Origin of the sequence: Gilliamella sp. B2923, assembly GCF_026536565.1 — a bacterium.
Classification (GTDB): domain Bacteria; phylum Pseudomonadota; class Gammaproteobacteria; order Enterobacterales; family Orbaceae; genus Gilliamella.
On sequence record NZ_JAFNNZ010000011.1, the window covers coordinates 51,564 to 61,806 of the forward strand.

General features: G+C 33.2%; 7 protein-coding genes and 1 tRNA gene. 3 read left to right on the top strand and 5 right to left on the bottom strand.

The features are described from left to right. Positions 1-5: 5 nt before the first annotated feature. The 3 genes from rsmD (at position 6) to J3U42_RS10775 (ending at position 975) form a co-directional block, all read left to right on the top strand. The gene (gene rsmD, locus J3U42_RS10765) at positions 6-569 is read left to right on the top strand and encodes a 16S rRNA (guanine(966)-N(2))-methyltransferase RsmD (protein WP_220219165.1); all 564 of its coding nucleotides are present in this window, start codon (positions 6-8) and stop codon (positions 567-569) included. 1 nt (position 570) lies between these two features. Next, positions 571-828, top strand: coding sequence for a DUF1145 domain-containing protein (locus tag J3U42_RS10770; RefSeq protein WP_267329289.1), 258 nt, complete (start codon positions 571-573; stop codon positions 826-828). A 71-nt stretch (positions 829-899) separates the two neighbouring features. After that, positions 900-975: transfer RNA gene (locus tag J3U42_RS10775), tRNA-Gly, on the top strand. A gap of 307 nt (positions 976-1,282) precedes the next feature. Here the strand turns inward: J3U42_RS10775 and J3U42_RS10780 are convergent. From J3U42_RS10780 to J3U42_RS10800, 5 genes are all read right to left on the bottom strand, one after another. After that, a complete protein-coding gene (locus tag J3U42_RS10780) occupies positions 1,283-1,915 on the bottom strand; it encodes a peroxiredoxin-like family protein (protein ID WP_267329290.1) in 633 nt (210 codons plus the stop codon). A 423-nt stretch (positions 1,916-2,338) separates the two neighbouring features. Further along, positions 2,339-2,821, bottom strand: coding sequence for a MarR family winged helix-turn-helix transcriptional regulator (locus tag J3U42_RS10785; protein WP_267329291.1), 483 nt, complete (start codon positions 2,819-2,821; stop codon positions 2,339-2,341). A gap of 685 nt (positions 2,822-3,506) precedes the next feature. Beyond that, positions 3,507-4,586 carry a hypothetical protein gene (locus tag J3U42_RS10790; protein ID WP_267336445.1) on the bottom strand — a complete coding sequence of 360 codons (1,080 nt, stop codon included), beginning with the start codon at positions 4,584-4,586 and terminating at the stop codon, positions 3,507-3,509. Beyond that, complete coding sequence (locus J3U42_RS10795) at positions 4,583-6,790, bottom strand: DUF6138 family protein (protein WP_267336446.1); 2,208 nt, start codon at positions 6,788-6,790, stop codon at positions 4,583-4,585. Before J3U42_RS10795 ends, J3U42_RS10790 begins: the two co-directional genes overlap by 4 nt. 103 nt (positions 6,791-6,893) lie before the next feature. Then, positions 6,894-10,243 (bottom strand): WGR domain-containing protein (locus J3U42_RS10800; protein ID WP_267336447.1); only part of this gene is annotated, 3,350 nt, incomplete at its 5' end.

Here is a 10,243-nt window from a genome sequence, read left to right on the forward strand (position 1 = left end):
ACAATATGAATGGTTTTATAAGAATCATTGCTGGAAAATGGCGTGGACGCAAATTATCAGTACTGGACAAACAGGGTTTGCGTCCAACAACAGATCGTGTCAAAGAAACTTTGTTTAATTGGTTAATGCCTGTTATGCATGATAGTGAATGTTTAGATTGCTTTTCAGGAAGTGGCTCTCTGGGCTTTGAAGCTGCTTCTCGAGGCGCTAAAAATGTCACTATGCTGGAAAAAGATAAGCAAGTTGCCAATCAATTAATTAAAAACAAACAGCTTGTTGTTGCGGAAGGTATAGAAGTTTTTCATACTGATACGTTACTTTGGCTCTCGAAGCCAGCACATAAGAAATTTGATATAGTATTTATTGATCCGCCGTTTCATCAATCATTAGTCGCCACAACAATTAGTCAATTGGAGGATAATGATTGGCTTAATGATAATAGTTATATTTATATTGAGGCCGAAATTGGGTTAAACTTGTTAAACAAGATTCCGAGTAATTGGCATCTACATCGAGAAAAAACAGCTGGTCAGGTTCATAGTTATCTTTTTATTAGAGAAAACAGTTAATATGTTTATATTTGTTGGTAAAGTTATCTACGCTTTCATGTGGTTATTTTTATTATTCAATTTGATCTTCCCTTATCCAAAACCTGCAAATGTTGTTGCCTATGTTGGCTTAGCGGCTTTTGTTATTATTCATGGTTTACAAGCATTGATTTTGCAGACAACAATGACTAATCAAGAAAAACAAGAGGACAAATTTAAAGCAATTAGACTTTTTATTTTTGGTGTTTTTGAAACACTTAGCTGGAAAAATAAAAAATAGTGCAGAAAAGAGGTTGCTAGTTATCAAAATTTTTGTATAATGCACACCTCTTCTTTCGAAGAGTTCAATAAGCGGGAATAGCTCAGTTGGTAGAGCGCAACCTTGCCAAGGTTGAGGTCGCGAGTTCGAACCTCGTTTCCCGCTCCAATATTACTTCGAGTATAGTCCTTTAAAGTCTACAAAAATTAAAATTTAAAAATGATATTACGTTTTCAATTTCCAATATAACAGAGTGATCCAGTCGTATTCGATCTTTAAATTTTTTAATCAGCTTCAATATCATAAATCTGATGCTTTTGTCCTGCATTTATTAATCAAACATCAATGACAATACTGTTGCTAACGGTAATATTCGTTTTGAGTTAATTTCACGTAAATCTTTATCAAAAGTAAAACTATTTAAATTATAAGAAGGTAGACGAATAACCTAGGAGCTTAATGAGCTATACAATCATTATTTAAATTCGATATCGCAGACATCAGCTCTTTCCATATAGTTTGCATCAACCGAAGCAAAGATAATCTTCTTGTTTTGATCAATTACGTAAGTTGCAGGAATAGGTAACTTATAAGTATTATCATTATTAAATATTTCTAAATCTGCACCTACACTCTTATAAAGATCTCTGACGTTTTCAGGAAGTACGAATACAAGTCCATATTTTTCAGCAATCTTATTACCTTGATCACATAGTATCTTAAATTGAAGATCATTTTGTTTAGAAACTTGAGAATTGTAATTAACTGTTTGAGGTGAAACGGCAATAACTGTACTGCTCTTTATTTTATCGTTGTTTATAGCCTCTTGATAATGTCTTAATTCTGCTATACAAAATGGACACCAGTTACCCCGGAAAAAACTAAGTATTACCAGATGATCTTTCAAGACATCATAAAGCGAAACAGGTAAACCGTTTGTATCAAGTAAAGTAAAATCTGGAGCAATATCTCCTAATTTAAGTGCGTTAGTTTCTAATTTTTGTGCTAGAAGGTCTTGTAGTGATTTTCCGAAGATATTTAAAATATCGCTAGGTAATTGTTGCGCCATTTCTTCTTGAATATGTTTAAATTTTTCATTTAATTTCATAATTATATTCCTTTCTTTTGTTTATCAATTGTAGGTAGTGCTTTTTAACAAAACGTTGTGTTAATTGAGTGTCGTTCTATAATCTGGTTCAAGCTTTAAACTCTGCTGTTTACTAACATGACAAGTTGTTTAACTTTAAAAGTATAAGAGGTGTTTTTTTTACAGCCATAAAAATTTGGGCAAAAAAACTTTCCTTGCAATGAAAGTTAATAATTTAAGAAACATAATGAATTCTTTATTAATTAAGGGTTAGATATCACCATGTAATAATTACCCATTGTTTTTCTGGTAAACTCTAAATACCTACACTCTATTTATTTTTTAAATTATCCTTGCATTCAGACTGTTTATTTAAATGTGAAACGGCTAAAAGAATTTTTCCTTACTGAAGTATAATAGCCATCCTTCAAATGATAAAAGTTGTCAATCCCCTTTATGCTGAAACATTTTATTTAATAAAAATATAAGATTTTCCATTTCAGAATTAGTCAGTTCATTTGTAATGTTAGTAATCCATTGGCTATGGGATTTAAATAATTTAGTAATGAGTTCACGACCATCCGCTGTCAATGTAATATTCATTTTTCTACCGTCACTTTCGGCCTCAGTTTTATTGATCAATCCTTTCTTTAATAGAGAAGATATGAACGTAGTTATAGTTGGTTTAGTTACTCCACTTAATTTTGCAATTTCTTGTGGAGAAAGTACTTCGTACTCAAGTAATAAAACTAATACCATGAAACGACCTTCTGAAAGTTGATAATCTCCTAACCTTGAGGCACATTCTTTATCAATTTTATTAGCAGCTGAAAGTAAACTAAAACATGCATCTACTGCCAATTTATTAGCTAAATTATCTTTATTAATGATTTTTGCTAAAGATTTATATTTTTTCTCTAAATTCATAAGATCAAATTTTCCTTTATTTGTTGAGTATCTAATAATTCACAAGAAAATAGTTAGATATCTAACTATTGTTAGAGTAACCAAGGTACAAACACTTGTCAAGACATTTTCAAAATGAAAATACAGAAATCTTAATAAGATATGCTTATTTTATTAATGTTATAAATTTTTGTTTGTGATAATTTTAAGAAGCAGAAAATTGTTGCCCCAGTTCTGCAAAGCATTCAATGGGAGCAAGATAAAGTTGTTTAAATTATAAAAATAATAATCACATACTTTGTCGGATAACATTTAACAACTGCTGAAATCGGACGTTGAATAATAGTTTTTCTGCAGTTAGGGGTATTAGATATCCATTAGGTATTAATGAGGCAGTGTTGGGATTAGTATGTTTTGCTGCAACTACTAGTATACCCATAAGTAACTATGATCTTACTGATCTTTTCCTTTTCACCTTTTTCTTGATTACTGAAAAGAACTATAAGAGTTATATATCGCTAAAAAAATCATCACAATTTAGGATTAATTCATTATTAGATATAAGTTTTAATTAAACTATGATAAAAATTAAGAGAAAGATAAACAAGGGAATAAATATATGAAAATTATCAAATATTGCCTTTATTTGACCTCCTCCTAGCCCTGTAAGCCCAGAAGGAGATCAATTTTAATTTCATTAGCGTTTTTATAATTTCGCTAACTTTTTCTGCCAGTATTCTTGATATTGTGGCAGGCGTTTTTGTGCTGTTTGGTATACCTGTTTTAGTTCAGTAGTATCGAGTTTTCTTTGCAGTTTCTCCATGGCATAATCTAGTTTTTTCTGCTGCATATGTGCCATAAACAGCAGTGAGGCATCATACACTTCGCCCATATCTGGGGTGATTTTTTCAAGCTGTTTGATTGCCCGATAATTATTATCATTAAAAACCCCAGCGCCTAAAGCTTCATCCAAATACATTATACCGGGCTTGGATTTATCAATGTTTGGGCTTCCTTTGGGACTATCGAAATAATAGTGTTGTTTTCTTAGTGCGTATAACTTCTCTTTATCGGGCGCTTGTTTGTTCATTGCAACAGCAATCTTTGCAAAATCCATTACACCATAAATTAGCTGAGCTTGGTTTTTACCATAAATTCCCATACCCACTTGATAGGGGGTGCCACTAAAATCAATCACAACCTTTTTACCAAAACAGTATGCCTGTTCAGCGCCCCAAAGGATAACAGAGCGAGTACCTATGTCATTTTGCACCTTACAATATTGGATAATAGCATCGAAAATGTAAGGATTAGTTATCGTTAATGGGGCAAAAATTACTGCTCTCCATGGGGAATCATAAGTTTCCAATTCTCTAACATCAAACCCGCGCTTTTTAGCTTGCAATGGTGTAATGATACAAGGTGGATTTTCGATAAAATCTTGCTCATTAATGATTAGCGATTCGGAATCGCTTTCTGGTTTAGGTGAAATATTATAAATAATTGGCTGACCGCTACCTTCTCCTTCCTCCTTAAGAGCGTCTAAAACTAAATTATGAAAATCAGCATAAATTTCTTTTGCCAATGGATCAGTCGCATCACTAAACAACTCTTTTAGTTTTTTTAAGCTATATTTTTCGTTACCAAAAAGGCTCGAAGCGAGAGTAATAATTTTACGACTTTTATGAGGGATATCATCACTATTAAAATAATCAGTCAGCGCCGCAAGATTTTGCGGTATTTTATAAAATTGACTGGATAAATTAGGTTGTTCTTGATAGCTCAATTGCAATAATGCAATCGCAACCGCTGTTTCTGGAGTAATCCCCCAATGTCTTGCAACATTTTGCCAAAATAACTTGCCAAAAATTCGTGTTCATCATCGGTCTCAAGTGCAAATTTTATTGCCATATCCATATGTTTCACATCCGTCATTGCCAAAGCAATGGCAGCGAATGTGCCTGCGACAGAATTATCTTCATCTTGGAGATCTAAACAATGGTGAAATTTCTCCATTGTTAATTCAACAAATTTTCGTATTTTATCATGTAAACTTTCGTACATGGCTGCTTTGCGGAAAAAAGCATGAGAGTCACTGGCTAATGCTGGGTATTCTTCAATAATATTGTTAAATGCACTGTAGAATTGAGGTTTTGCGACGAAATAAATTCTTAGCCAATAACCCTCAAATATTTTTGAATAGCCTTTTGCCATTAAGCTATTTAAATAATCAAGTGCCTCTGAATATGCTTGTTCACTTTCTGACTTAAAGCGTAAATAGATATTACCATCAGGCATGGCTCGAGCGATAATAGCATCCGTTTCACAAAAAATATCTTGTTCTATCAACGATTCATAATCATACATTATTTCAGATTGATTAGCATAATTATAATTATTATATCCATCGGTGATGAATTTTTTTTCCCATGCTCTTTTTTGATAAATTGCTGGAAGGTATCCTCGTTGAACCAGCTCATTAATTTCCATTATAGCATAATCATATCGATAATTTTCCCACAAATATTGAGCTGAAATGAGTTTGAGCTCGTTAGCAAAATCTGTTTGAGAGTATCCATAAGTCGGTATTAAAGACCACGTATGGTGTTCTATACCTTCATCGCCTGAATAAAGATATTTTTTTAATAACGCTAGAATCCTATCGGTAAAAGATTTTTGAATAAGGCAGGAAGTATCTAAATATTTTCTCAATAATATAGACAATAGCGTCACATCATACAGATCGGATTTTTCGAGTTGTTGAAGATATTCATCTATTTTTTCTAACTGCTCTTTGAGATAACTTTCGTTAATGCGTTTTTCAATTAATGGCTCTATTTCGCCTATAAATGTAATTTTAAAATAATTTGTCGCTAATCCATCAAAAAAGCCTTCATTAAGCATAGTTTCAAGTTTATGTTTAAGTATAGGGGTTAAATATTTTATAATTAACTTCGACTCATGATTTTGTGTATCACAGCTGAATTGAGCATAGCAAGTTGGATCGTTCTTATGAACTAAATTATAAATACCACTATCCCTGAAATTTTCTATTTTTATACCGAAACCATAGCTTTTTTTAGAAAGTCTATAAGGGGGGATATTACCTTTTCCTCCCGAACGGATGCAATTTACTATTTCTTTCAAAAAGTGAATTATTTGAGCGGAAATATTTTCACATAATCCTTTAAAATACTCTTCAATCAACATATTTATCATGTTCAAATCGCTTGGATTATGAGAGAAAAGATATTTCAGAACTCCTTGCGCATTTTTTCCTTTTACCATAATATTTGCTTCTTTAAGTGGTAAAAGATAAGCTAATAGCTCTAAATGGATTGGGCAAACCCGCCAAATAGAATCAGAATCAGAAAATATCATTTCAAGAAATTCTTTAATTAAATTTTGAAATTCTTTTTCCGACGAACTTAACGCTTTAAGCCTGTCTAAAGTAGCAACGACTTCGAATTGATAACCAAAGCGATTACCTTCTTCTATATGTATTTGTACTTTATTTTTTAGATTTTTAAATTCATTAATATTTCGACTATTAGTTGAATTAGACGTATTGCTAATGTTTGTTTTACGTAACTCTTCAAAATCAAATGGATTCGGTTCACCTTCATCAGCCCATTCATCGAGGTCAAACCATGGTTTTTCTTTACCGTCATCAATCACATCTTTGGGTGGTGTGGGTTTGGGGTGATATTTCGGTTTTGGGGCATCGGGCATTTTGATAATTTGACTTAATCGGGCAATCGCTGGCAATAGCGTTGCTGGTATGGTTTTTTCTTGATAGCCCTTTTTAATTTTTGATTTTATTATTTTTATTGCTTCTTTTTCTGCTTCCTCCTGCGAAGCAAAGGTCTTGGTATGCTTTTGTCCTTCGGTTCCAATTTCACCATAAAGCACTGTGTAAAGATTGTCTTTTTGATCGATATACCAAAATTTATTATTCACTTCATCAATGCATTCAAAATATTGATTCATTGTTTTATGTTTTCCTTATACTTATCTTTTTTATATTTATCAGAATAAATTAAATTTATCCTATTGTTTTTGGGGCATAAGCCCCTTTCTATAATCCTATTTTTTATAATTTCGCTAACTTTTCCTGCCAGTATTCTTGATATTGTGGCAGGCGTTTTTGCGCTGTTTGGTACACCTGTTTTAGTTCAGTAGTATCGAGTTTTCTTTGCAGTTTCTCCATGGCATAATCTAGTTTTTTTTGCTGCATATATGCCATAAACAGTAGTGAGGCATCATAGACTTCGCCCATATCTGGGGTGATTTTTTCAAGCTGTTTGATTGCCCGGTAATTATCATCCTTAAAAACCCCAGCGCCTAAAGCTTCATCCAAATACATTATACCGGGCTTGGATTTATCAATGTTTGGGCTTCCTTTGGGACTATCGAAGTAATAGTGTTGTTTTCTTAGTGCGTATAACTTCTCTTTATCGGGGGATTGTCTATTCATTGCAACAGCAATCTTAGCAAAATCCATTACACCATAAATTAGCTGAGCTTGGTTTTTACCATAAATTCCCATACCCACTTGATAGGGGGTGCCACTGAAATCAATCACGATTTTTTTTCCAAAGCAATACGCCTGTTCTGCACCCCAAATAATAGTAGAGTCGGGATTTATTTTATTCTGCACTTTATAAAATTGGATAATAGAGTCGAAAATGTAGGGATTCGTTATCGTTAATGGGGCAAAAATTACTGCTCTCCATGGGGAATCATAAGTTTCCAATTCTCTAACATCAAACCCGCGCTTTTTAGCTTGCAATGGTGTAATGATACAAGGTGGATTTTCGATAAAATCTTGCTCATTAATGATTAACGGTTCGGAATCGCTTTTTGGTTTAGGTGATGTAAATTCAATTTTATTACCCACCGCTTTATTTTTTTCATTCAATGCTTCCCAAACCAGATCATGAAAATCAGCATAAATTAGTTTTTCGTCGAAATCGCTAGCAGAATTAAATAACTCTTTAATTTTTCTTAAAGCTTTTATACTTTTTATATCCGTATCATCTTCAAAGCCAAACCAAAATAAACGACTGGCAATCTCTATAATCTTATTATTATGATACATTGAATCATGTTGGAAAAATTCAGTTAATGCAGCAAGATTCTGTGGTACTTTATAATATTGACTTGATAAACCACCAGATAACCAGTCAAAACTCAATTTTAACAAGGCAATTGCGACGGCGGTTTCTGGTGTTATACCCCAGTGTTTTGCAAGAATATTGCTAAAACGGCTTGCTAAAAATTCATGTTCACCGTCAGTTTCATTAGCATATTTGATTGCCACATCCATATATTTTACATCGGTCATGGCAAGTGAAATGGCGGCAAATGCTCCCGCTACCGATGATTCTTCATCCTGTAAATCTAAACTGTAGTGATATTGATACATAGTTAATTCAACAAACTCTCGAATTTTATCATGTAAGTTTTCATACATAGCAGCTTTGCGGAAAAAGGCATGTGAATTACTGGCCAGACCGGGGTATTGTTTGATAATGCGAGCAAATTCAGGATAGTATTCAGGTTTTGCAACAAAATAAATATGAAGCCAATGCCCCTCGAATATATTTGAATAACCTTTTGCCATTAGACCATTTAAATAATCAAGCGCATCGGAATATGCCTGTTCACTTTCTTGTTTGAAGCGTAAGTAAATTTCTCCGCCCCATGGCATGGCTCTGGCGATAATAGTGTCTGTTTCACAAAAAACATCATTTTCAGTAAAAGTATCATAAAAACGTTCGGTTTCTGATTGATTGTCTGAATCGTCTTTTTTTCCTGGCTTGCTATCTCTAATGCCCAGCTTATCCCACGTTTGTTTTTGTAGAATTGCTGGTTCATATCCTTTATCAACTAAGTATTTGATATGTACATCTGCATATTTAAATGCAAAATTTTCCCATTCAAACTGTAAATCAACTAAACGCCATTTGTTATAATCAAGATTGCAGTATTTTGTTAACAGAGAACATCCTTTCGATTCAGCCTCTTTCTCACCTGAATAAAGATATTTTTTTATTAATGCTAAAATTCTATCGGTATCATAATTATCAATAATGCCATTATAGGCAAAATATTCATCAATCGTGTCAGTTAGCAAATCTACATCATATTCATCTGATTGCTCCAGATATTTTAGGTCTCTTTCAAGCTCAAGTATCTTGGTTTGTCGGTAGGTTTGTTCTATTGGTGTTTCGATAAAAATATTGTCCTTATTGCAGAAAGCAATTCTAAAATAATGATCTGTAATACCTTCAAAAAAACCATTATCCAGCATTTTATGGAGTCTTTCGGTAAGTAGTGGGATAAAATATTGATTATTTATCTGATCACTATACTGAAGCGCATTATACTCTAGATCATTGATAGCAAATGATCGATAACTTTTTGGATTCTCGCCTCGAATTAAAGCAAGTATTCTTAGATATCCTTCATCGAAGGTAATATAAAAACCATAAACATGATTTGGTAATTTGTAAGCTGGAATATTATCTTCACCACCTGCTCGAATTGTGTCAACAATGTGTTGTAATGCGCTAACTATTTTATCCACCATTTGTACCGGATAATCGGTAAGATATTGTTCAGCCAGATGATGAATAGAAACAGGACAGGTTTGATAACGATTAAAAATATATTTTAATACACCTTTAGATTCTCGTTCAGCTATTTGAATATTTGGATCAAGAATTGTTGAAAAATAAGTAATGCAATCAAAATGTATCGGAGCTATTTTCTCTATAAATTTTGAAAATATAATTCCTACAGTATTTTTGACTAAGGTATTAAATACTTCTATAGACGGACTTAATGTTTTCAATTCTTTAAATGTTGCTACCACATCAAAATTCACGCCCTGTTTTATATAGTTTCGAGATAATTCTCTTAAATCCAGATATTCTTTGCTACTTTTGGGTGATTGACTCACGGATATTTGCGGCGACTCAATCACAGATTTTGCGGATGATGGACTAACCGATGTATTGATTGATTTTGATATGTTTTTTTTTACAGAGGGTTTACGTAACTCTTCAAAATCAAATGGGTTAGGTTTACCTTCATCAGCCCATTCGTCGAGGTCAAACCACGGTTTTTCTTTACCGTCATCAATCACATCTTTGGGTGTTGTGGGTTTGGGGTGGTTTTTCGGTTTTGGGGCATCGGGCATTTTGACAATTTGACTTAATCGGGCTATCGCGGGCAATAGGGTTGCTGGTATGGTTTTTTCTTGATAACCCTTTTTGATTTTTGATTTTATTATTTTGCAGGCTTCTTTTTCTGCTTCCTCCTGCGAGGCAAAGGTCTTCGTGTGCTTTTGTCCTTCGGTTCCAACCGCACCGTAAAGCACCGTGTAAAGGTTATCTTTTTGCTCGATATACCAAAATTTATTATTCACTTCATCAA